The 22,098-nt window shown below is 65.7% G+C and carries 17 protein-coding genes and 2 pseudogenes; 3 read left to right on the plus strand and 16 right to left on the minus strand.

Features of this window, described 5'->3' with window-relative positions:
- Positions 1–110: 110 nt before the first annotated feature.
- From AMYBE_RS44130 to AMYBE_RS0121155, 4 genes and pseudogenes are all read right to left on the minus strand, one after another.
- Positions 111–322 (minus strand): annotated as a pseudogene (locus AMYBE_RS44130) (sugar kinase); the annotation flags it as partial.
- 1,067 nt (positions 323–1,389) lie between these two features.
- Positions 1,390–2,340, minus strand: coding sequence for a nucleoside hydrolase (locus AMYBE_RS0121145; protein ID WP_020661385.1), 951 nt, complete (start codon positions 2,338–2,340; stop codon positions 1,390–1,392).
- A 127-nt stretch (positions 2,341–2,467) separates the two neighbouring features.
- A complete protein-coding gene (locus tag AMYBE_RS0121150) occupies positions 2,468–2,830 on the minus strand; it encodes a cupin domain-containing protein (RefSeq protein ID WP_027927857.1) in 363 nt (120 codons plus the stop codon).
- Between the two features lie 216 nt (positions 2,831–3,046).
- Complete coding sequence (locus AMYBE_RS0121155; RefSeq protein ID WP_020661387.1) at positions 3,047–4,144, minus strand: phosphotriesterase family protein; 1,098 nt, start codon at positions 4,142–4,144, stop codon at positions 3,047–3,049.
- An 863-nt stretch (positions 4,145–5,007) separates the two neighbouring features.
- Here AMYBE_RS0121155 and AMYBE_RS0121160 point away from each other — a divergent pair.
- Positions 5,008–5,958 carry a flavin reductase gene (locus AMYBE_RS0121160; protein ID WP_020661388.1) on the plus strand — a complete coding sequence of 317 codons (951 nt, stop codon included), beginning with the start codon at positions 5,008–5,010 and terminating at the stop codon, positions 5,956–5,958.
- 603 nt (positions 5,959–6,561) lie between these two features.
- Positions 6,562–6,771, plus strand: a pseudogene (locus AMYBE_RS44135) (hypothetical protein); the annotation flags it as partial.
- 276 nt (positions 6,772–7,047) lie between these two features.
- On the opposite strand, the gene AMYBE_RS0121170 reads toward AMYBE_RS44135, so the two are convergent.
- The 11 genes from AMYBE_RS0121170 to AMYBE_RS0121220 all read right to left on the minus strand — a co-directional run bounded on the left by AMYBE_RS0121170 (position 7,048) and on the right by AMYBE_RS0121220 (position 18,885).
- Positions 7,048–8,280: a bifunctional 3,4-dihydroxy-2-butanone-4-phosphate synthase/GTP cyclohydrolase II gene (locus tag AMYBE_RS0121170; RefSeq protein ID WP_027927858.1), complete on the minus strand. Its 1,233-nt coding sequence runs from the start codon at positions 8,278–8,280 to the stop codon at positions 7,048–7,050.
- A gap of 539 nt (positions 8,281–8,819) precedes the next feature.
- Entirely contained in the window at positions 8,820–9,008 is a 189-nt protein-coding gene (locus tag AMYBE_RS0121175; protein ID WP_020661391.1) for a tautomerase family protein, read from the minus strand.
- A gap of 114 nt (positions 9,009–9,122) precedes the next feature.
- Positions 9,123–10,427, minus strand: coding sequence for a metal-dependent hydrolase family protein (locus tag AMYBE_RS0121180; protein WP_020661392.1), 1,305 nt, complete (start codon positions 10,425–10,427; stop codon positions 9,123–9,125).
- Positions 10,428–10,469: 42 nt separating this feature from the next.
- The gene (locus AMYBE_RS0121185; RefSeq protein ID WP_027927859.1) at positions 10,470–11,462 is read right to left on the minus strand and encodes a ribose-phosphate diphosphokinase; all 993 of its coding nucleotides are present in this window, start codon (positions 11,460–11,462) and stop codon (positions 10,470–10,472) included.
- Between the two features lie 138 nt (positions 11,463–11,600).
- Positions 11,601–12,590 carry a ribokinase gene (locus AMYBE_RS0121190; protein WP_020661394.1) on the minus strand — a complete coding sequence of 330 codons (990 nt, stop codon included), beginning with the start codon at positions 12,588–12,590 and terminating at the stop codon, positions 11,601–11,603.
- Positions 12,587–13,384 (minus strand): glutamine amidotransferase, encoded by a 798-nt coding sequence (locus tag AMYBE_RS0121195; RefSeq protein ID WP_020661395.1) that lies wholly within the window; start codon positions 13,382–13,384, stop codon positions 12,587–12,589. The genes AMYBE_RS0121190 and AMYBE_RS0121195 overlap by 4 nt, the downstream gene beginning before the upstream one ends.
- On the minus strand, positions 13,381–14,073 hold the full coding sequence (locus AMYBE_RS0121200) for an HAD family hydrolase (RefSeq protein ID WP_199817982.1): 693 nt from the start codon (positions 14,071–14,073) through the stop codon (positions 13,381–13,383). The genes AMYBE_RS0121195 and AMYBE_RS0121200 overlap by 4 nt, the downstream gene beginning before the upstream one ends.
- 2 nt (positions 14,074–14,075) lie before the next feature.
- On the minus strand, positions 14,076–15,578 hold the full coding sequence (locus AMYBE_RS0121205; protein ID WP_020661397.1) for an aldehyde dehydrogenase: 1,503 nt from the start codon (positions 15,576–15,578) through the stop codon (positions 14,076–14,078).
- A gap of 150 nt (positions 15,579–15,728) precedes the next feature.
- Entirely contained in the window at positions 15,729–16,136 is a 408-nt protein-coding gene (locus AMYBE_RS0121210) for an NIPSNAP family protein (protein WP_020661398.1), read from the minus strand.
- A gap of 40 nt (positions 16,137–16,176) precedes the next feature.
- Entirely contained in the window at positions 16,177–17,271 is a 1,095-nt protein-coding gene (locus AMYBE_RS0121215) for an LLM class flavin-dependent oxidoreductase (RefSeq protein ID WP_027927861.1), read from the minus strand.
- A gap of 141 nt (positions 17,272–17,412) precedes the next feature.
- On the minus strand, positions 17,413–18,885 hold the full coding sequence (locus AMYBE_RS0121220; protein WP_020661400.1) for a nicotinate phosphoribosyltransferase: 1,473 nt from the start codon (positions 18,883–18,885) through the stop codon (positions 17,413–17,415).
- A 661-nt stretch (positions 18,886–19,546) separates the two neighbouring features.
- Here AMYBE_RS0121220 and AMYBE_RS0121225 point away from each other — a divergent pair.
- Positions 19,547–20,548, plus strand: a complete 1,002-nt coding sequence (locus tag AMYBE_RS0121225) for a LacI family DNA-binding transcriptional regulator (RefSeq protein ID WP_034288981.1) — start codon at positions 19,547–19,549, stop codon at positions 20,546–20,548.
- Positions 20,549–20,718: 170 nt separating this feature from the next.
- On the opposite strand, the gene AMYBE_RS0121230 is transcribed toward AMYBE_RS0121225, so the two are convergent.
- The gene (locus tag AMYBE_RS0121230; RefSeq protein WP_020661402.1) at positions 20,719–22,086 is read right to left on the minus strand and encodes an MFS transporter; all 1,368 of its coding nucleotides are present in this window, start codon (positions 22,084–22,086) and stop codon (positions 20,719–20,721) included.
- Positions 22,087–22,098 lie beyond the last annotated feature (12 nt).

The raw sequence follows: 22,098 nt of genomic DNA on the forward strand, positions 1-22,098 counted from the left end.
TCCGGCGGCCCCGGATCCCGCGCCCGCCAGCGGATCGCACCCCTGTTCGCCGAGACCGGAACGCCCGCCTCCGGCGGGTCGCCGCCGCGGCCCGCCGGAGGCGGGCTGTCTCAAGCGACCGCCTCGGCCAGCTGCGGGTGCCCGGCCGGGCTGCCGAGGTCAAGCCAGCGGGCCAGCCGGTCGGGCGCGAACAGCTCGCCGAGGACCCATGAAGGCCGCGCCGACGACACCGGCGCGGGCCCAGCGAGGAGCTGGCGATCCGCGGGTCGCGGGTGGCCAGCGGCAGCGACCGGCGGTAGATCGCCTCCCGGATGGCCGCCAACGGATCAGCCTGCTGTCTGGCCGCGCTCACCAGGACGGTCCCTTGAGCATGCCTGAGCTTCCGCCTAGGCTTTTGCCGCCTGCCGCCCCAGACCCCCGGCGAATCGGACGGAGACAGAATAGATCGCCGGGGAAGCCGATCCTCTCTGGCCACTCCGGCGAATCGTGATGCGGTCCCGGGCGCTCGCCGGCGCCGGGACGCAACAGCGCGGACCGGCCGGACGAGGGGGCCGGCCGGTCTGCCTGGCTGAGTCGGCGCCGAGAGTCTTGCCGGCCGGGGCCGATCGGGTTGAGGGGAGCCATCGACGGGAACCCGGATTCGTAATGCCTCGGCCAGCCGGCCGGAACGTCCGGCGAGCGCGGAGACAGCGCACGAGCCGCGCATCGGATCGGATCGGTCCCGAATTGCAGCAGCCGCACAGGGCGGCGTCCGCATCGGCCGGCCCAGCATACCGACCGGGAGCCACTCGACGACGCAGCAGAATATGCGAGGGCCAGCAGGGCTGACTGCCGTGCGGGCTCCCAGGTTCCCGGCAGCCACGCTCCCAGGCGGAGTGAGGTCGCGAGCCTGTCCCGCAGCAAGGCAGAGGACACCGGGTCCTGCCGCAGCGGCGCGGCCGATCGAGCTACCCCCGGGAAACGACGAGGCGCGCCGGATGACCTTGCCACGAGCGTCAAAGGCCGACGAGGCCCTCGTCATCGGCTGCCTTTCGAAATTCAGCGAGAGCATCGTCACCGTTGCCCGGAATCCGATTCGCCCCCGCTGTGAATCGGCAATCCCCACCCCTCGGTGCCACCAGCGGTCTCCCCGCAGGCAACTCCCGACGAGACACGGTCACCGGCAGCGGCTCGAGGCACCGCAAGCTCCCGGCCAAGCATTGCTATTTCGCAGCATGGGCACCGGGGAGGCGCGCGGCCAGGTCAGCCCCGACCTCGGCCAGCCCCGCCCACTTGCTGCCTCCGCGAGGAAGTCGCGTTGCCCCGATGCGCACCGAAGCTGCCCGAAGCCGACTGGATCAACCAGCCCTCACCGGAGGCCCTCATACAGACCGGCTGGCAAGACGAGCATCAAACTGCTCGACATGTTCCGCGAAGGCACTCGTCGAGAATCCGGTGAAATCGAGCCGAATCCGCGTGCTTCGCGAAACGGGCATTCGCCGGCTCGCCTCGGTACCCGTGGAAGTCGACGGTTGTGCGCCCGTAGTTGTGCGGGCTCACCGTGTCGACCTCCACGTACGCCTCCGTGATGTCAAGGACTTTCGGGTCGATCGCATACGCAACGCACAACGCGTCATGCGGCGGCGCAGACGAGCCGACTCCGACAGGACTGACAGACGCCTCGTAACCATCGATGTAGTATTCGGTCACAGCGGCCGCGACGTCTCCGGCCCGCGTTCCCAGCGCTCGATAGCGGTGCAAGTCGTCCCGGCTGACGAGCACTTCGTGCGTCGCGTCGAGCGCGGCCATCGTAAGGCGCGTGATGCCAGCTCTGAGCACTACGTTCGCTGCGACGGCGTCGGTGAACATGTTGAACTCAGCGGCCAGGGTTCTATTCCCGAAGGTCGATGCTCCGCCCATGAGGACGACCTCGTCGATCGCATCGAGGATGTCGGGCGCGACGGTGATCGCGGCGGCGATGTTGGTGAGCGGAGCGACCGAGATCAGCGTGACCTGCCTTGTTGTCTGGCGCAGAGTCTCGATGAGCCATTCGACGCCGTGCCGACTGAGTGGTTGAAGCCCCGACGTGCCAACAGGCAATGTGCTCTCATGGAATACGTCCTCCACCTCGTTCGCCCCCGACGTGTAAGGCTTCGGAGCAAAGGGACGCGAGAGCCCGGCGTGGACCTCGATGTCGCTCCTGTCGATCGCGTTCAGCACCCGGAGAGTGTTGTCGGTGGTCTCTTCGAGCGAGAGGTTGCCGGCAACAGTCGTGCAACCGAGAAGCTCGATGGCGGGATGAGTCGCGGCCATGATGATTGCGACAGCGTCGTCGTTGCCGGTGTCGACATCGAGGATCACGGGACGGCGTGACATATGGGCCTCTCAAGATCGGGTTGATGGGGATTCGGGGACACGCTGGGCGATGGCTGCGGACAAGTCCCGCCGTACTCGGATCGACAACCGCGAGTCGGGCGCGCGCCGGCGGTCACGAGGAACGATGCTGGGCTCCGGAGTCCGACCAGACGGACACCTTGCGCAATCGCTCGAAGGTGCGCCAGGTGTTCCGTTGGCCGGCATTGAGGCGGACGACGTCGCCTGGGCCGATCTGGAGCCGCTCCTTCGTGTCCTCGAATGTCACTTCGGCGCGGCCCTCGAGAACGACGAAGATCTCGTCGGCAGTCAGCCCGCCGATGAGACCCGGCTCCGCCTCCCACACCCCGACGTTGACGCCATCGACCATTCCGATGTGACAGGCCCCCGTATGGATGGTTGTGCACCTGTCTTCCAGGGACTCGTAGCCCTCTGCAACGAGGTCGTAGTTGAATGCATTCCCGAGGTATTGCGTCACCTTCTTGGTCCTTTCGATGCGTGAATCCTGTTGTCGCAGCTGTCGCGCGAGCTCTTCGTCGCTACACTGCCTGCGACGCTTCCAGCCGTGCCGTCAAGGACGACCCCTCTGTGCAGGCCCCGCGGCCGCGCGTCCTTCCGACAGGTACCGGCAATTGCGGAGTGCTCAGGCGAGCGCAAGGCAAGTCGCTTCTGCTGTGCGTGGTCTCCCCTGCGTTCACCTCCGCGCTCCCGAGCCGCTGTCGCCAGCGGCCGAGGCAAGCGCGGAACCGACGAACAGGCGCCGGGGGTTGGCCGTCAGCAGATCGGCGGTCACCCCGCCCGGCACGCCGTGGCGCTGGAGCCGAGGGAGGAACAGCCGAGGCACGTAGCCGAGGCCGTTTCCCCCGTTCCGCGTCCACATGTTCTTGAGCGACAGGTCATGGCTGAGGAGGAGGCGGGAGGCGTGCCCAGCCGCGACGAGGCGCGCGATCGCCGCGGCCGTCTGTTCCGGCGCAGGCGACTGTCCCTCGCCCGGAAAGTAGTTGGACATGCCGATCATGTCGAACTCGAGCCAGACACCCCGATCAGCTACTTCGCGTTGGTAGACAACGTCCTCGCCGGATGGATCCATGTGACAGAGGACCACTGCCTCCGGCGCAACGCCCTCCTCGGTCAGGACAATGTCCAGCACCTCGAAGGCACGGCGTTGCCATCCCGGCAGGTGGATGAGAAGCGGTACGCCCAGTGCCAACTGAGCCCGAGCGGCCGCGCGGAGGCGGACCTCTTCTGCTTCGGTGAACTCGGGCGAGACGCCGATCTCTCCGATGACACCCGGCTTCGCCCCCGTGTCGCCGACGCCGTGCGCAAACTCGGCGAGGATCTGCGCGCAGAGCTCCGCTGCAGTGGCCAGGGCGGTCCCCCTGTCGTGATACCGGTGCACGTACCAACCAGAACCCATGACGATATTGAGACCGGTTCGCACCGAGATCTCGCGCAGCGCACGAGGGTTTCGACCGATGTCTCCGTTGGTGCAGTCAACGACCGTCCGTCCTCCTGCGTCGATGAAACACTGGAGTTCATCGACCGCGGCCGCGGTGTCTTCTAGGCGTGCGTTGTCGTAGCAGCAGGACGGATCCTCTGTGAGCAGCCAACAGATCGAGGGATCCACACGGCGAGCGAAGACACCGCGGTCAACGGCGCACTGCGGTTTGCGCAGGGCCTTCGTCCAGTCACAGATGAGGTGCTCGTGCGTCAGCGTCGTTCCGAGCTTGTCGGCCGGCACGGGACCCAGGACGGCGTTGACCTGGACCTGGCTGGCAGAGGCTTCGTCCATAGGTGCGGTTCCCTCATTGAATTCACGGTGCCGCGCCGCCGCGGCGCCCACAGACACTCGAATCGTTTCTAGTCGGAGCATAGCTCAGCGAGAACCACCCGCGCGGCAGCCGCATGGCACCCCCGACTTGAGCGCGCGTCGTTTCCGGATGCACAGATCGGCACCAGCACCTCGTCGGGCGCGCGATCGACACCTGCGAGAGGATCAGCGCGAGGCTGCTCACGGCGCCTGCAGCATGGGCTTACACCCGCCGCTTGCTGGACGAATCCCTTCGCAGAGGCACCTTGGCCGACGACGAGCGCACCGTCGGCCAGCGGTCAACCGGCATGCCGGTTGACCGGCAGCGAGCGCGCTGTTTTCCGCGCAACGCTGGCTCCAAAACCGCGAGGCCAAGGGCTTGGAGCAGTTGGCAACGCGCCGCAACAGGCAACGGGGCACAGACTCGCCGGGTTCCCTTCACGCGCGACCGCGCCGGTTCGGGAGCCCGCACGCTAAAGCAACGCCCCCGCCCCACGTCGGCGGACAGCCGGCGCGCGGCGATCGCGGGGGCGGCAGAAGGATGCGGGCCCTGCCACGACTGCTCGCGGTCAAGAGCAGCCGGAACTGTATCGAATCGCTTCCACAGGTGCCCTGAAGCGCCGTATCGCACTTCTATCGCCAGAAATGACAAGATCGGAGAGGTCGTTGACACTCAAAGTAGAATCGATAATACTTTTGCCCCAGAGCGTACCTGCAGTCCATGCGCCCAGCGAGGCCCGCGGCCGAGTTCGCACACCCCGGGGGGGGCTCGGCACAGTCGGCCAGACCGAGCCGCAACCGTGGAGTCGTGTGCCTCTCGGTGCCAGAAGTGAGGATGGGAAGAGATGTCGGACTTCAAAGATCTGGTGCGTTCGGCCTGGGATGCAGCCTGGAACCGAGGCGACTCCGATGCCTTGGACGAGATCGTCCACGCCGACTACGAGTTGGAGAACGCAGGGCTGGGGAGCACCTCAGGGCTGGCCGAGCTCAAGCGCCAGGTTCACGACATGCGGATGTCCATCCCGGACCTGCGGACGACGGTGGACAGCATCGTCGTGGACGGCGATGACTTCGCGCTTTTCTGGTCGGCAACCGGTACGTTCATGAACGCGTTCGGCGACGTCCCCCCGACAAGGTCTGCGCTGCACGCCCGAGGCGCAGTACAGGGAACGCTCCGCGACGGCCGGATCATTCGCGAGCGCGTGACCTGGGATCCGTCGGTCGACATGCTGTCCGACCTCGGAGCACCTGGCCTGGGATCGGCGCTCGAAGCGTCCGCCGCGTTCAACGGCACGGGCGACCCGGACGAGATGCCCAGCATCGAGGATCTCAAGGAGTTCAACCGGAAGTTCGTCACCGGTGTGACCGTGGTGACGACCATGGACTCCGCAGATCGGCCCCGCGGACTGGCTGTCAGCGCTTACATGCCCATCTCGCTGGACCCGCCGCTGGTGGCCTTGTGTGTGCAGAAGACGTCCTCGACCTACCCGTCGCTCTTCGAATCCAAGCACCTTGGCATCAACATCATCGCTAACACACAGCGTGCGGTCATCGACAGATTCGCGTCGAAATCGGATGACAAGTTCGCCGGGCTCGATTGGCACGCCGGGCCGGATAATTCCCCTCTGATCCGCGGGTCTGCCGCATCGATCGAGGCAGAGATCAAAGAACGCTTCCGGGCAAAAACGCATGTTCTGATCGTTGCGCAAGTCACCTACCTGGAAGTTTCCAGCTCGGATCCGATGGTCTACAAGGCTGCGAAGTTTTACGACGGGGCCACGCTGGAAGAGATGTAGCCGCACGAGGCCATGGCGTTGGTGACGCCTGCGGGAAGCTGGGTGGCTGGTTTCCCGCCGCGGTGCGCGCTCGAAGCCAGCTCCTCTCTGTCAAGTCCCGGCGTGTGTTGAAGGGGTAGGCAGGTTGTCGGGCGGCGGCAGATGACAGTGGCAAGCCGTCGTTTGAGGCAGCACATGGCTTCGCGGCGACCGTTGCCGTCTGCGCGCTTGCACTGGCAGTAAGTTCACGCCGGGGCGTGGCTGAGTGCGATGAGATGCGGTGCGTGGTTGAGCTCCGGCCCCCGGTGCGGGATAGCCAGCGGCGTGTGACGTCGCCAGAGGAGAACTCAATGGGCGCGATGCCGCAGCAGGACGCAAAAGGGATCGGCGTGGGAACCGGTCGAGTGACCCGAAACGACTGATCATGCGGGCAGCCAGGACGGGACCGCCTCCGGGCAGGTGCAGCAATCTCGGTTCGAGGTGCCCACGGCCCTCCGGTCGGCGAGCTGCCCAAGCGTCCACCGGGTAGATCCAGAAGTACCTGTTGCGACGCGTGGTCGCCGCCGGTTCGCTCCAGAGAATGCGGTGAGTGTGCTGCGGCCCTGAGCTATTCCGGTTCACTACTGGCATTTCACGGAGTGCTTCCAGCAGGCCAAGAACGCGGCCGGGCTGGATCGCTGCCAGGTCCGGTCCTGGCGGGCGTGGTCCGCGCACACCACCCTGCCCATGCTCGCGCGCGCCTGGCTGCCCACGACCAGAACCATCGCCGCAAAAGGGAATCGGTGTCCGCGATGCGGTGATCTGCTATCCAGCACGCGATCCGCCGACTCTTGATCAACCAGGTGCACCGGCAGGTTCCCGATCCCGAGTACGTCTGCTCATGGTCGTACTGGCAACGCCGATGCCAGCACTAAGCTCGCCTCAGTCACGGCAAACGACGAAGTCGCCCACCAGTTGAGTGCGGGTGCCGCATCAGGCGGCTGCACCGGCGACGTGGGGCCCGGGTCCACATTGGCGGCGGGGAACCCAGCATTCACCCGCGCTGCGCCCCGATGACGACAACACCCCTGACCGCGCACAGGACGTGCTCGCCCATATCGGCTCCTCGGGTCATTGGGCAACTCTGCCGTCGTCGAGGATCAGCTTCGGTTCGTGCCCCGCCCGATCCCGCTTGATCTCCAGGTAACGGATGTTCTCGGGGGTCGCCGGCACCGGCACCTGACCGAGCACCTTCAGGCCGTAATCTTCGAGCCCCACGCGTTTGGCGGGATCGTTCGTCAGCAGGCGCACAGAACGGATTCCGAGGTCGCTGAGAATCTGCGCCTCGGTGCCGTGGTCGGCGGAGTCCGCGGGCGGGCCGAGCCCCAGATTGGCGTCGACGGTGTCCGCGCCCAGCTCCTCCAGCTGGTAGGCCTGCAGTTTGTGCAGCAGCCCCATCCCCCGTCCTTCATGGCCCCGCATGTACAGCACGACACCTCGGCCCTCCCGCGCGACGGCCGAGAGGGCGGCATCCAGCTGGGGACTGCAGTCGCAGCGCAGCGAACGGAAGACGTCACCGGTGAGGCACTCGGAATGCACGCGCACGAGCACGTCCTCGCCGTCGGACAAGTCGCCGCAGACGAATGCGATATGCGCACGCTCGTCGTGGAGGGACGAATAGCCGATCGCGGTGAACTGCCCCGACGGCAAGGGGAGACGGGCCGAGGCAACACGTTCGACCAGTTTCTCGACCCGCCACCGATAGGCGATCAGATCGGCAATCGAGATCATTCTCAGGTCGTGCTGTTCCGCGAAGCGCTGCAGCTCCGGGCCGCGGGCCATCTCGACCGGGTTGTCCTCACTGGTGAGCTCGCACAACGCAGCCACCGGGGCGAGGCCCGCGAGCACCGCCAGGTCGACGGCCGCCTCGGTGTGCCCCTTCCGGCGCAACACCCCGCCGGGCCTGGCGCGCAACGGGACGACGTGACCGGGACGGCTGAAGTCGCCGCTGGTGGACGCCGGATCAGCCAGGCCGCGAATGGTTCTCGCCCGGTCGCGTGCCGAGATCCCCGTCGAGATCCCGTGCTTAGCGTCGACCGTGACCGCGTAGGCGGTTCCCCGCCGATCCTGGTTGGTGTTGACCATCGGCGGCAGGTCGAGCCGGTCCGCATCCTCGCTCGTCAACGACACGCAAATGTATCCGGACGTGTGGCGGACGGTGAATGCGACCAGCTCGACGGTGGCGAACTGGGCGGCGAAGATCAGATCGCCTTCGTTCTCGCGGTCTTCATCGTCGACTACGATCACCGGTCGCCCAGCGGCGAAATCGGCTATGGCCGCCTCGACTGCAGCTGTTCCGTGCACGGTTTCCTTCTTCAGTAGTCGACATATGCGCGACAGCGGGACATCGGCCCGCGACGCTGCTCAAGGCCAGTCCCAGGACTTGACCGCTCGCTGACGATGACACGGACATTCACATCACCAGCTCACGAAACTTGCTGCCGGGGAAGCCGGGAGTGAGACAACGTCGAGGTTTCGAACGTGCCCACTCGGAAAAGGACGAGTTCGTGATCCCGCCCGGCAGGACGCACCGATCATATGACCCTGTGTCCGGGTCAGAATAAAAAAGACCCAGCGGTCGCGACAGCGACAAGCGCTGAATGCGCGCTTGACCGGTATTCTCGAATCACACGAAGCTCCTGTCCGTACCAGCGGTCCGCTCGAAGGAAGGCCGGTCGCCGGGTTCTGAACCGCGAAGGTGGTATCGGTCATCGTTGTCTCCAGATCACGGTCAGAGTCCGCGCACGGGCGCAGTGCTGGCCGACGTGCAGGTCGTCGGCCAGCACTCGCCGGCCCCACGCCGTAGGCGCGGCCACAACTCCGTCAGCAGGGTCGGCGGTTGGTCAGCCCAGCAGCTTGCCGCGGTAGCCCCAGTGCGAGGGCTCGATACCGTGGAGGACGATGGCTGTGTCGTTGGCCGCGTCGTCCCCGAGTACGGAACCGACTGCCTGCGTCAGCGCCTCGACCATCTTCGCGCTGAACGTCTCGTCGTCGAAACGACTCTTGAAGAACGATGCTTCGATGTGAGCCATTGCTTTCTTTCTCCTCTTCCGTTGTTACCACGTGCGAAAGTCGTCTGAGCCCGGCTGGGGCCGGCCCCACCGTTCGCTGGCGCCGTTCTCGGTGAGTTCGTGGTGGTTGTTCGGTCAGGAATCCTCGGCCCGAGTCGGGTGCTCCGCTTCCTGGAAGTCGAGCGCCTCCGATACGGCTCGCAGATACCCGCTGAGCTCACGCCCGGCCCGCACGACGTGCCTGATGTTGGAGGGCTGGGCCAGGCGGCCGATGTCGTTGAGCACGTTTCCCTCGACTACGACGACATCGCCGACGGCACCGGTCCGCAGTGAGCCAAGATCCGGTCGGTCCAACAGCGACGCCGCGTTCGTCGTAGCGGTGGTGATCGCTTCTTCTGCGGACATGCCGTGCCGCACGTACAGCTCGAGCTCGCGCGCGTGCGCGCCGAACGGACACAGCGTGCCCGAGGAGTCGGTGCCCATCGCCACCTTGACCCCGGCCTCGCGTGCCAGTGCGAACGACTTCAGCGTGCGGTCGTGTGCTTCGCTGAGGTCCGCCACTCCTTGGGCGGTCAGGCCCCGGAGTGTCCCCTCCCGTTGACACCAGTCGTTGAAGGACATGGTGGGGACGAGGAAGGTCCCGCGCTCAGCCATCTCGATCGCCATCTCCTCGTCGAGATACGAACCATGCTCGATGGAGTCGACACCTGCGGCAAGACTGCGTCGAATGCCTTCGGCAGAGAGTGCGTGCGCTGCGACCCGCAGGTCCAGCTCGTGGGCAGTCTCGACGATGGCGGTCAGCTCGGCGATGCTGTAGTTGGGCCAGCTCGGCCGTTCGCCCTTCGACATCCCGCCGCTGGCCATCACCTTGATGAAGTCCGCACCAGCCCGGGCTTGGAGGCGCACGAGCTTGCGGCACTCCTCGATGCCGTCTGCCGTGTCCCACTGTTCTCGTGGCGTGTACGGCGGATAGAACAGATCGCCGTGACCGTTGGTCATGGTGATCCACCACGGAGCGACCACCAAACGAGGTCCGACCGCCAAGCCTTCATCGGTGAAATCGCGAAGCTCGGGCTCTCCGGCGCCGCGGTGCCCCATGACACGCAGCGTCGTGAATCCGGCGGCGAGCGCTCGGTGGGCGTTGCGCAGCCCGTGCAGCAGCTTGGCCGGCTTGCTCACCTGGCCGCGGAAGACATCGCTCGCAATTACGTGCTGGTGATCGGAATTGGTCGTCAGGTGGACGTGGGCGTCGATCAGGCCGGGCAGGACGGTGCAACCTGCAGCGTCAAGCCGGGGAGTCCCCGGGGGGACCCTGCCCTCTGCCCGCGGCCCTGCGTAGGCCACTGTGCCTGCTCGGATGTGCACGAGTCCGTCGCTGTGATGCTGGCCCGGCCCCGACCACACCAAGCCGCCTTCGATCGCGATGTCGCCGGCAGTCATCGCGAGCCCGGGAAGCACGCTGGATCTGACATTCTCATCCCCTTAGAAGGTGTGGTTCTTTCCGCCGAAGACAGCGCTCACGGAACCGTCGGTGAAGATGCTGCTGATCGAGTCCGCGAGCAGCGGGGCACAGGAAAGCACCTTGATCTTGTCAGGGGCACCTGCGCGGAGCGGGATCGTGTCGGTGACGACGACTTGCTCGAAAGGCGACGCAGCAAGACGTTCGTACGCACGCCCGCTGAAGACCCCGTGGGTCGCTGCGGCGAGCACTCGTCGAGCACCCGCGTGCTTGAGCGCCTCTCCTGCCGCGCACAACGTGCCGGCGGTGTCGATCATGTCGTCGATCACGATGGCGGTCTTCCCGCGGACATCGCCGATGACGGTGGTGATCTCGGCGACCTGCTGCTGGGGCCGCTCCTTGTCCAGGATGGCCAGGCCGGCCCCGATCTGCGTGGCGAACTGCTTGTTGAGCTTCACCCGACCCGAGTCCGGAGCGACGATCACCAGGTCGTCGTCGAGGCCGGCGAAGTAGTCACTGAGGATGCCCAACGCCGTCATGTGGTCGACCGGGATGCCGAAGAACCCCTGCAACTGGCCGGCGTGCAGGTCCATCGTCAGCACTCGGTCAACACCCGTCGCCTCAAGTGCGCGAGCCACCATGCGAGCCGAGATCGGCTCGCGCGGAGCTGACTTCTTGTCCTGCCGCGAGTAGCCATACCACGGAGTCACTGCGATCACGCGGTGCGCGCTCGCGCCGACGGCGGCGTCCACCATCACCAGGAGCTCCAGGAGCGAGTCGTTCGCATTGACGCCCGTCTCCGGGTTCGCGCACATCGGCTGAACGATGAAGACATCCGCGCCACGGATTGATTCTTCGAACCTGCTGTAGACCTCTCCGCTGGAGAACGTCTTCAGGGTCACCTTGCCAAGCTCGATCTCAAGAAGCTCAGCGATGGCACCCGCCAATGGCGCGTTGGACCGGCCGGAGAACACCATCAGCCGCCTGCCCCAATTAGCCTGCAACGACGCGTTCATGAGCTCACCACTCCGCCAGTGCGGATTACGGGCGCCCGAGGGCGCATCCGACCTTCCTCGGTCAGTGGTCAGATTCACGATGCAGAAGCCTTTCTACTTCGGTCCGAAAAATCGGAGACGCTGCGGGTTCGACCGCCGTTACGTGCCCGCGCGGCGCTCGGTGGTCGCCAGGACGGCGTCGATCGTCGCCGCACTCGGCATGCCCGTGCGCGCGCCCGCCGACTCAACCGACAACGCCGCAGCAACCACTCCGCGCCGCGCCGCGCCGGCGACGTCCGTTCCCGCTGCCAAGCTGGCGGCAAACACGCCGTTGAAGGTGTCCCCAGCGCCGGTGGTATCGACCACTCGACGTGCCGGCCAAGCCGGAATCCGGGTGCTGACTCCGTCAGCACCGCACAACAGCACCCCGTCGGCGCCCAGTGTGACTACCACCGGCGCTCTCGTATGCGATGCCACCGCGGCCGCCATCTTCTCCGCCGGCGGGTCTCCGGGCTCACCGAGCAGCTGGTAGAGGTCTCGCAGCTCGCCTTGGTTCGGGGTGATGATCGGGGCGAGCTTGAGGAGCTCTTGGATGCCGGGGGCGACAGGCGCCGGGTTGAGCACACACAGCCACCCCTGCGCGGTGGCGGCTTCGACCGCTTCGACGACTGCCGCGGCGGAGATCTCCGTACTCACCAGAACACACCCTGGCCACCCGCTCGCTCGCTCGATCGCGGCCCTCACGTCCCGAGCGCCCACCACCGCATTTGCACCGGCGGCTACGGCGATCTGGTTCTCCCCGAAGGGATCCACGACAATGAGCGCAGCTCCAGTAGCGGACCCGTCCTTGATCACGACATCGCTGACGTCGATCCCTTCGGCTCGCAGCTCGGCCAACGCAGCCACTCCGAACTCGTCAGACCCGACGGCGCCGACGTAGCGGACGTCGGTGCCTGAGCGCACCGCCGCGACAGCGGCGTTGCCGCCCTTCCCTCCGCCGTGACGCTGCAAGTCCGCCCCCACCACGGTCTCCCCTGGTCCGGGAAGCCTGGAGGCGGCGACGACCATGTCGACGTTCAGCGCCCCGACGACGAGGAGGCGCCCGCCCCTGCCTGATCCGGCCGACCGCGCACCGTCGCTCAAGCTCACGACACCTTTTCCCCGAGCGCCGGCGCTTTTTGCGCCTGCGCGGTCCACGAGACAATCGCCGTCCACATCTCGCCGTAGTGCGGCCAGTCCAGGAACTCCTGAGGTGCCCAGTGCGGGGCGAGATCGGAGGCAAACGCCGCGGTCCTGCCGTCACCGTGCTGGCCCACGACCAACATCGGGTCCTCGCCCACCCGCGCCACGACGGTGGCGTCCGGCTTCGCGATGAGTTTGTTGTAGCCGAGAAGGTGGGGCCATTCCGGCGGCGTGCCGCCCAGGACCGGGTGATCAGGCTGGCAGACCTCCACCTCGACCCCCTCCGACCTCTCGACACGGTCGTCGTACGGGAGCATGGCCACGGGCAGCGGATCGGCGAGCGGGCTCATGCCGAAGCGGCCCTTGCCATCGATTCCGGTGAAGGAAAGATACCCCCCGACCATGACGAGCCCGCCACCTCGCTTGACGTAATCCGCAACCAGGCCAAGCCGGTTTGGCGACCTCTCCGATCGCAGGAAACTCTCGTCCGGCAGCAGGAAGGAGTTGGATCCGATGTCAGAGATGATGATTACGTCGAACTCGTCGATTTCCTCCGGCGAGCGGGGGAACCGCAAGGTGATCTCGTGGCCGCGGACGTAGGTGACGTCGAACCCAGCGTCATTCAGGCAGCCGAGGAAGAAGCCCGCGCCCTCCTCGTACTCGGTCGAGTGGAACTGGTCGAAGCCCTTCATGTGGATCGTGTGTTTCACCCACGACTCCCCCACGAACAGAACCCTGAGCGGCGACCCGATGGTGCTCATGAACTGGAACTCCCTTGCGCGAACTGGTTTCTGGTTGATGCGGCTTTGAGCTGGCGACCCAGCGCATGCGCCTCGCGGATGTCGATCCCGAGGTAGGTCTTCGCGGCCAGGGGCGCCAAGACGGGCGACGGGTTCACCGCGACCGAGTGCGGGAACGTCGTGAACAGCTCCACGTCGCTGGATGAGTCCCCGTAGACCACACACTCGTCGGCGGTCAGGTTGCGAGCAGCGAGAGCCGACTGGGTGATTGCCACCTTCGCCTCTGGCATCAGCGTCGCTGAGTTCTCCAGCGGGCTGCCCAACTCGACGGCCGAGCCGTAGGTCTCGTTGACGCCCCAAAGCTCCAGCCTGCGGACGAAGAACGTCGGCGACTGGGAAATCACGATCACGTCCTCGCCGTGAGATCGAATGCTCTCGAAGGTTTCGGCGACACCGTCCATCCAGGGCGAGCTCTGAAAGGCATCGTCGAAGTCGGCAGGGGATGCGTCCTTGCAGATGTCGAGGAGCTTCGACCAGAAGTCGGTGTCGGAGATCGTCCCCTCGCCCCATGCCCTCTCGATTTCCTGCCCGGCCTCGAGTTGGCCCATCTGGCGAGCCAGCTCGATCGTGGCGGTGCTCCTCAGGAGGGTGCCGTCCATGTCGAAGACATGGAGGCAGCCCACCTTGCTGGCCTCAGCGGATGTGTTCACCTTCAGGGCCGCCCTTCGGGCGAGGAGGAGAACCGCGGCTTCTGATCGAGTACGACGGTCTTGTTCTCGAGGTACGGCAGAAGGCCGGCTACGCCGCCCTCTCGGCCGACACCCGACTGCTTGAAGCCGCCGAAGCCGATCCCGAAGTCTGCCCGGTTGCCGTTCTGCCCCACTGTCCCTGCGCGCAGGCGCCTGGCCACCTCGCGAGCACGGTCCGCGTCGTTGGTGAACACCGAAGCGTTGAGACCGAACACAGAGTCATTGGCGATCCGGATCGCGTCTTCCTCGTCAGCAGCGGCGATGACGGAGATCACTGGCCCGAAGATCTCCTCTTGGGCGATCCGGGAGGAGTTGTTCACATTCCCGAAAACGGTCGGCTCAATGAACCAGCCCCGGTCGAGGTCCTTGGGGCGGTTACCGCCGAACGCCAGAGTAGCCCCTTCGTCCTTGCCGATCTGGACATAACCCTCGACGCGCTCACGCTGTCGGCGAGAGGCCAGCGGCCCCATCTGGACGCTGGGGTCGAACGGGTTCCCCACCTTGACCCGAGAGAACCGCTCGGCGAGCGCCTCGAGCATCTCGTCGTGCCGATGGCGCGCCACGATCACCCGAGTCAGCGATGCACAGATCTGGCCGGAAACAAAGCACGCGCCCCCGGTCAGGCTGTCGGCCGCCGCGGCAATGTCCATGTCGTCGAGGACGACCGCCGCCGATTTGCCTCCCAGCTCGAGGGTGTACCGCCCGATGCGCTCGGCCAAGATCCCCGCGATCCTCTTCCCCACCGCCGTAGACCCGGTGAAGGTGATCTTGTCCACGCGGTGATCGGTCACCAGCGCTTCAGAGGCATCCCTGTCGGCGGTGAGCACGTTAACCACGCCGCGGGGGAGGCCGACCTGTTCAGCGATCTCCGCGATGACATACGCGGCTCCCGGTGCCTCCGGTGACGCCTTGACGATCACCGTGCACCCGGCGAGCAGCGCGGGTGCCAGCTTCCAGGCGGCCAGGTGCATCGGGGTGTTCCACGGAATGATCGCCCCCACGACGCCTACGGGCTCCCCGACGATCATCCCGAAGCCTTCGCCCGAGCTGGTGGGCACCTCTTGCTCGAACGGATACCGATCGGCGAGATCCGCGTAGTAGTCGAACGCCCCAGGGACCTCCTGCAGGACGGCCGGCACAATGCCGGCGATGACCCCCGTCTCTCGGGGCCACAACTGGACCAGGTCATCGGAGCGTTTGGCTGCGGCCTGAGCGATGGCGCGAAGGAACTCCGCCCGCCGGCTCGGCGGCATCCGTGGCCACGGGCCGTCGTCGAAGGCCCGGCGTGCCGCTCCCACCGCCCGCGCGACATCCGCCGCTTCGGCCTCAGCGACACTGAAAAACCGCTCCTCCGTCGCCGCTTCGATCACGTCGATCGTGTGGGTCGTCGAAGGATCGACCCACTGCCCGTCAATGTAGAACTGCCCCGGATTCGAGATCGGCGCGCTGGGCGTCTTGATTGTCATCGGAATGCTTCGCCTCCAACTGGTCGGCTACCGCAGAGCTGGTGGTTGTCGTCAATTGCCGACCCGGCACTTCATCGGATCGCGCCCAGTCGGCGATGGGCGCGAGGCCGGTGGCCAAGGAACTGGACGCGGTGGACCAGCGACTCGCCGTCACACAGCGTGATCCAAAACCCCCTCGAAGGGCGTGGATTCGATTACCCGCCGACGGATGGCCTGGTACAGCGGACCGTTCTCCTCACGACTGGCCAACGCTGATGCCCAATCAGGGTCCGCAAGGAACGTGCCCCATTTGCGCTCCAGCTCAGCAAGGTCGGAGAACCGCATCGTGTAGACGACCTCATTGAAAGAGTTGTCGCCGATGGTGGTGCAACCCACCTGCGTCATCTCCATCCCGTGCTTCCTGAACAGCGGCACCACCACTGACGTGAACAGGTCGACGACATCTCGGAAACGACCTGCCGCCGGGATATACTCGCGAACCTCGTAAATCACCTTGTTGACCTCCTCTGCGGTCTTCGCCTTCTGAGCCCTCACGGCAATCGACGGGTGGACGTCCACGGCTGGTATCGCTCAGGCGCACTTGGAGACGCGAAGGGTGCTAGTCCGCGAACGCGGGAAAGACCTCTTCAGCCATCATCTTCATGTTCTTGACGATCGCGTCGGTGGGCTGACCGACCGCGATGAGGCACGCCAAGTGGTCCACTCCAAGCTTCTCGTAGGACTTGAACCGCTCGATCATGCGATCCGGCGTGGTCAACACCGGGTCGGCGTACTTATCCAGCAGGTTGTCCCTGGAGAAGGAATGCTGCTCAGGTGTCATATTCCCGCGGTGCACATAGTCTCGGCTCTCGCCGACATTGCGGGTGGCGAGCCGCTCTTCCTTGGTGTCGACCGTGCCGGGACCCTTGACCAGGGCCATGTAGTAGTTGTATTCGTTCACGACGTCGTCGAAGTACTCCAACGCCTCTTCCTCGGTACGACCGACCCAGGTGTGGCGGAGCACCATGACCTCACCGCGAGGATTCCCGGTCTTTTCGATCTCGTCGTTGTAGCTCCCGATGAGCTCCTCAAGGTCGCCGTAGGGCTCGAAGTTGCCGTAGTTCGGCGCCGTGATCAGATTCAGGCCCTGCTGAGCGACCCGGCGAACACCTTCGTTGCTCTGCGATGCGACCCAGATGTCAGGATGCGGCTTCGTCGCCGGCTTCGGGACCAGGGTCGTCGGCGGGAATGAATAGAACTGGCCGTCATGGGACACGTCGTCTTCAGCGAAGAGCCGACGGACGATCTCCAGCCCTTCTTCGTACATTGCCCGCTGGTTCTCCGGCTTCACCCCGAGCCGATCGAGTTGGAACCTGCTCCCGCCGCGTGCCACGCCGATCCCGATCCGACCTGGCGCGAGATGATCCAGCAGGCTCATCTCGGAAGCGACCAGGAGCGGGTTGTAAGCCGGCAGGACGACCACCCCCGGGACGATCCGCAGCCGCTTGGTCCGCTGAGCCACGACCGTCGCGAACATCATCGCCGAGGGATTGGCTACGTAGTTCTGGAACTGGTTCTCGTTGATCGTGATCCCCTCGAAGCCGAACTCCTCAGCGGCATCGACGATCCTGAGCATGCTGTCCAAAACCTCGGACCAGGGCCGGGTCGTGTCCGGATAAAAGAACGGCGCCGTAACCCAGAACTTCATTGCCATCGTGTTTTCCTCAACTCTTGTTCGCTGACTTCCAAGGGGACCGCAGGACCAACCCCCGAGGCTCTCGGCGCGGCAGTCCACGGCATCGGGAAAGACCACGATGCCGTGGACTGCTTCATGAATGCCTCGCGGGTGAGTGATTCAGCTGACGGCCGCGCCGTCGGGTGCCGGTGCGGATCCGGTGACCATCGGCGCGAGGTAATCGCCGTACCATTCCTGCGGCACTGGTGCCTCACTGGCAGCGATCAGCTCAGAGAAGTCCCACTTCTTCAGCAGCTTTCCGTTGCGGAAGACGGGCTTGAGCAGGTTCTGCTCAGGGCTGACCGAGTCGCGCGGCACGGTCTTGTACTCACCGTCCTCCAGAACGAGGGCGAGCCGCCCGGCCTTGGACCTCTTGAAGCTGGCTCCGGTGGGCTGCTTGGAGATATCGCGCCACTCACCGTTGACGCACACGGCGTTTGCCTTCTGCGCGAAGTTGTTGGTGTCGCGGTTGACGTGCTGGAGGAGGCCGCCGCCCATGCCGAAGACGGCGTTGTCTGCCGCCAGGCCGCGGCGCTCCATCTCGATGAGGACCGCCCTGAGGCTCTCGCCGGTCACGCCGTCGCCCTGCACCACTCGGATGAACGGAGGGAGGATCTTGAAGCCCTTGCTGTTGACTTCGTAGCCGAAGGCGTCCATGAGCCACTCGGTGGTGTCGGAGGTGACCTGGACGACGTCGCCGGAGTCGGGGCGCGCGCCCACCAGGCCGGGGAAGTTCTGGATCAATTCCTTCAGCTCGCCGCCGAGGATCTTCTTGACGCAGTGCTCGTGGTCGTAGGTGTCGGTCAAGACCAGCGCGAAGCCGTTGTCGCGGTAGGTCTCGAGCATGTTCCGGATGGCGTCGACCTCGAAGTCTCGCCCCCAGGCGGTGAAGCCGGCGTGCTCGGAGTTGGGGCCGGAGTTCGATGGAGCCACGGCGTTGTACCAGCGCTTGGCGGCGAGGATGCCCGGGGTGGTGTCGCTCTGGCTGAAGTTCACCAAGTGCGCCATGCCACCCAGCGCGGCGGACTGCTGCGAGCTGACGCCCCGTGCGCCGTAGTCGTGAAGCATGTGCCGGAGCGCTCCCTCGTTGTCGGAAGTACGTTCCAGGGCGGTGCGGATCACCTGCTTGCACAGCCAGCTCAGGGTGCCGATCGTGGTCGGGTACCACACCGCCCTCAGCAGGGCGGTCTCGAAGAAGCTGGTCACCCAGTGATACTTCGGGTCAGTGTTGATGAGCTGCACGAGCACGTTGTTGCTGGGCAGCACGGTGCCCTCGGGGATCGCCTCGATCTCGACGGGCAGATAGCCGCCGTGGTCGTTGATGATGCCCATCCAGTTGTCGCGGTTGAAGTGCATCCCCTGCTCGCGCATGAGGTACTCGGCCTCATCGACATCCTCAAGCGTCACGGGGCGCATCAGGTAATCCCGGATGAAGGCTTGGAGGCCGACGAACATCGTGACGGGGAACTCGCCGCCGCGGGACTCGATGTACGACGAGATGTACTCGGTGCCCGGCGGGTACAGCGAGTAGTGGCAATGCTTGTAGTTGTCGGTGTTGACGATGATGTTGTCGAACTGCTCGCCCAGGGACATCTTTGTCCTTCCTCTCGGTCGCCCCGCGACTGGAGTAGTCACCAGCAGTCGCCGGCAGGCCATTAACGATTCTACACACGTGCCGAAGCATGCGGTCTGCGACCACGACTTTCGCTGCTCAATATCGTTGACCCAGCGAGTAGAAACCTTTCTAGCGACCGGACTGTATCAGCGGCAGATCGGCTCTGTAAACGGTGAGTTTCGATCGGCCGGAGGGAACCAGGCCAGGGAGGACCCGAGCGGCCCGGCCAGGGGTACCTGACGGCGGTCGAGCTCTCGATCGAACTCGAAGATGTCGTGACCGTGGAGGTCGGAGATTCCGGTGCCACCACCCCCTACCGCGGATCACTGCTCGGCCGTCACTGGCCGCGCCCCCTCGTGTCCGGCGGGCTTGCGGCTCCAGGCCGCCTCAGCGGCCAGCGCCCGAACCGGGGCGCGGAGCGGCGATGCGCAGCGGCCGACAGACCCGCGCCACCCGCGACATCGGGGACGCTGCGCCACTCGCGGCCAGCCTAGTCCAGCAGTAGTTCTGGAAACCGTTCTATCTCTGAGCTGGAATCAGCTATGGTTACCCTTCGCGACGTGAACGAAGTGCCGCATGAGGACACGTGGGGGTGACTTGACCCGAAACTCGGGAGCCATGCCGACGCGCAGGCCCACGATGAAGGAGGTTGCTGAGCGGGCAGGAGTCGCTATCAGCACGGTAAGTTACGTGCTCAACGACAGCGGGCCCGTCGCGGCCGACCGGCGTGCGCGGGTGCTGGAGGCTGTCCGCGCGCTGGGCTATTTGCCCAACGAGTCTGCTCGCAACCTCAAGAGACACAGCGTGGCCACCGTCGGCCTCGTCGTCCCCGACCTGGTGAACCAGTACTTCGCGCTGATCGCCGAGGGAGTGGAACAAGCCGCGTCCGAGAAGGACGTCTTGGTGGTGTTCTGCACACCGGAAGCGACCGGTGGCAGCGAGTCCTGGAACAGCAGACTGCTGCGCAGTCAGCGCCTCGACGGGCTCATCTACCTCTCCGGGTCAGAGACGCGAATGGAGGCTCTGGTCGAGCTGACCCAGGTCGGCCCTGTCGTCCTCGTCGACGAAAAGCTCCCCGGATTCAACCTGCCGTCCGTGGTCTCGCAGAACCGTCGGGGCGCGAGGGAGATCGCCACCCATCTCACCTCGCTCGGGCACGAGCGCCTGGCCATCCTTGGCGGTCCGCTCGAGCTCTGGACGGCCGAACAGCGCCTCTCGGGCTACCGAGAGGCCATCGCCGCCGCCGGATTGGATCCCGATGGCATCCCCGTGCTCGTAGGTGACTACAAGATGTCGTCGGGCGAGCAGTTGGCCGCCGAGATCCTGAGCCGCCCGGCGGACGATCGGCCCACTGCTTTACTCTGCGCGAACGACCTCATGGCAATTGGGGCTCTGACCTACTGTCGCCGCGCTGGCCTGCGGGTGCCGGAGGACGTCTCGGTGGTCGGATTCGATGACCTGCCGTTCGCTTCCCTCCTGACGCCAGCTCTCACCACCGTCCGGCAGCCCGCTCGGGAGATGGGCATCCAGGCCGTCAAGCTGCTGCTCGGCATGGTCGACGGCACCGATCCGACCCCTCCCCCTCCGTCGCCGGTAACTCTGAAGATCCGGGAGTCGACAGGTCCCGTCTCCGTCCACTGACGAGCGTAAAAGCATCGATGCTCAGAGGTACGTGCCCCTAGAGCCGCCCGGCAAGGTTGTGGACTCGGCATCTGACACCCGGGGTGAGCCGGGACCGGCTGTACGTCGCCGCTTCCTGGCCAAGCGTTCACGACACCGGGCCAGGAAGCGTGCGAGACGAGCCGCCAGGATCAGGTGCGCGTGGATTTCTTCGCACGCAAGCCGAGGTAGAGCACGATCAACCCGCAGAACGCGGACGGAATTGCCAGGGTGAGGAACAACTGCTGATGACTCCATCCGGCGGACAGCATGCCGCCCACGATCAGCGGGCCGAGGATGCCTCCGACCCGGCCGATCCCCAGTGCCCACCCGACACCGGTGGACCGCACTTCTTCGGGGTAGAAGACGGCGGCGAGCGCGATCACGCTCTTCTGTCCACCTGAGACCGAACAGCCGATCAGGAAGATGGCGACGAGGACGAGCCACGCCGGTGCGCCGAGTACCGCGCTCATCAGTGCCAGGAAACCGCAGCCGGACAGGTAGAGCGTGGCGAGCGCGCCATACGCGCCGAGCCGGTCCATCGCGGGGCCGACCAGGAACGCGATCGCGATGCCGCCGATCGTGGTCATCGAGGAAGCGGTGGCCAGGGTGCCCGCCGAGTATCCGCGTTCGTGCAGAACGGTGGGCATCCAGCTCTGCAGGCCGTAGAACATCGCCAAATTGACGGCGAAGACGACCCACAACAGGACTGTGCCGAACAGCTGCCGACCAGAGAGGAGTTCGGACAGTTTGACTCGCTTGCGCGGGTCGGCGCTCGCCGCCTCGATCCGCACGGCGGTCGTATCCGGCAGCCGCCGGTCGATCCGCCGGCACAGGGCGTATGCCTTGGCGGTCTCGCCGCGGCGCACGTGGAAAGCCAGCGATTCCGGCAGCCGCCAGGTCAGCAAGCCCAGCAGAATGAGCGGCAGGATCGCTCCGGCGAGGAAGACCGAGCGCCAGCCGTGCATCGGGATGAGCCAGTCGGCGGCGTAATTGGCAGCCACGAATCCCAAAGAGAATCCACAGTAGATCGCCAGTACGAAACTGGCCCGGGCCCGTTTCGGGCTGTACTCGGCGGTGAGCGCGATCGTGCTCGGGGTTGCCATGCCGAGTCCGATGCCGGTGACGAGCCGGAGCACCAGGAGCTCATCGGGGTTGCGCACCCAGACCGAGAGCAGCGTGGACAGCGAGAAGACCGCCACCCCGGCGAGGACGAGCCGTTTGTGGCCGAACTTGTCCGACAGCGGAGCGAGCAGCAGATAGCCGATCATCAGGCCGACCAGCGCAGCGGAGAAGATCGTGCTCATCGTGCCGGTGGAAATGCCCCAGTCTCGGGTGATGGCGGGGGCCATGTAATTGATCGCCTGGGTGTCGAACCCGTCGAGCAGCATGACCAGTCCGCACAGCAGCGCGACGGCGAACTGGAAGCGGCCCGGGCGGCGTTCGTCGATCAAAGCCGGGAGGCGCAACAGTCCCGGCGGCCCGGCGGCGGTGGCGGGAGGCGAAGTGTATTCGGGCATGGGAACTCCAGG

Origin of the sequence: Amycolatopsis benzoatilytica AK 16/65 (genome assembly GCF_000383915.1) — a bacterium.
GTDB classification, from domain to species: Bacteria; Actinomycetota; Actinomycetes; order Mycobacteriales; family Pseudonocardiaceae; genus Amycolatopsis; species Amycolatopsis benzoatilytica.

Bases quoted from the DNA above. Each gene is read 5' to 3' on its own strand.
- AMYBE_RS0121155 (WP_020661387.1), bottom strand. From the start codon at position 4,144: ATGGACGAAGCCTCTGCCAGCCAGGTCCAGGTCAACGCCGTCCTGGGT.
- AMYBE_RS0121160 (WP_020661388.1), top strand. From the start codon at position 5,008: ATGTCGGACTTCAAAGATCTGGTGCGTTCGGCCTGGGATGCAGCCTGG.
- AMYBE_RS0121175 (WP_020661391.1), bottom strand. From the start codon at position 9,008: ATGGCTCACATCGAAGCATCGTTCTTCAAGAGTCGTTTCGACGACGAG.
- AMYBE_RS0121180 (WP_020661392.1), bottom strand. From the start codon at position 10,427: ATGACTGCCGGCGACATCGCGATCGAAGGCGGCTTGGTGTGGTCGGGG.
- AMYBE_RS0121185 (WP_027927859.1), bottom strand. From the start codon at position 11,462: ATGAACGCGTCGTTGCAGGCTAATTGGGGCAGGCGGCTGATGGTGTTC.
- AMYBE_RS0121195 (WP_020661395.1), bottom strand. From the start codon at position 13,384: ATGAGCACCATCGGGTCGCCGCTCAGGGTTCTGTTCGTGGGGGAGTCG.
- AMYBE_RS0121205 (WP_020661397.1), bottom strand. From the start codon at position 15,578: ATGACAATCAAGACGCCCAGCGCGCCGATCTCGAATCCGGGGCAGTTC.
- AMYBE_RS0121215 (WP_027927861.1), bottom strand. From the start codon at position 17,271: ATGGCAATGAAGTTCTGGGTTACGGCGCCGTTCTTTTATCCGGACACG.
- AMYBE_RS0121220 (WP_020661400.1), bottom strand. From the start codon at position 18,885: ATGTCCCTGGGCGAGCAGTTCGACAACATCATCGTCAACACCGACAAC.
- AMYBE_RS0121225 (WP_034288981.1), top strand. From the start codon at position 19,547: ATGAAGGAGGTTGCTGAGCGGGCAGGAGTCGCTATCAGCACGGTAAGT.
- AMYBE_RS0121230 (WP_020661402.1), bottom strand. From the start codon at position 22,086: ATGCCCGAATACACTTCGCCTCCCGCCACCGCCGCCGGGCCGCCGGGA.